Annotated in this window: 1 protein-coding gene; it reads right to left on the bottom strand. The window is 33.8% G+C overall.

The window, feature by feature from the left end; all coding sequences use genetic code 11:
- Positions 1-647, bottom strand: a 647-nt coding sequence (locus tag ACS8FC_RS18380) for a DUF6602 domain-containing protein (protein ID WP_439297847.1), incomplete at both ends; no start/stop codon positions are given.

The following is a 647-nucleotide window of genomic DNA, read 5'->3' as shown; positions in this document are numbered from 1 at the left end:
ATCAATAGCTGGAATAGTTCCTATAGCTTGCTGAAGATATTGAGTTAATTGCATAAAGAAAGTAATTAAAGAGTTTTCAGGTCGACTAAAATGTAATTCTTTGAACTCTCTTTTTTCATAGTACTCATTTATTCGTTTAATAAAATCAAGCTCTTCAGTGTTTTCTTCACCATTATAATCAACAAAGAAGCTGCCATAATCTACAACGCAACCTAAATCAATACCTTGAAGGTTGACCAAACTTTTAATATGCTTCTCGATTGTTTTATTATTACGATTATCATAGGTATTAGTAGTAGCTAGAATACCGCCTAGAATTTTAGTTAGTGGTCTACGTGGAACAGGTTTTCCTGAATTAATCATTGATGTAGAGGTACGAGTCAAGCGTCGAACACTTTCAATCTTCTCGCCTGCGTAAGTTATATAGTTCCCTGAACCTTTAATGCTTCCTCTGATGTCTGGTTTAACTTCAAAAACTGCATATACGCCTTCAGCAGGAACATAATGGAAACCATTTTGTGTAAAGATGAATGGAGTAAAGTAGTTATCATAGATAACAACATCAATCTGATGGCTTGTATTGCCTTTATGGTCTATGACAATTGCTTTATCTATACTATAACGATTAGGTAAGTAACTTCTCAACC

This window comes from Psychrobacter sp. 1Y4 (genome assembly GCF_051847555.1).
Note: the sequence above shows the minus strand (reverse complement) of the source record. Positions and strands in the feature narration are given on the sequence as shown.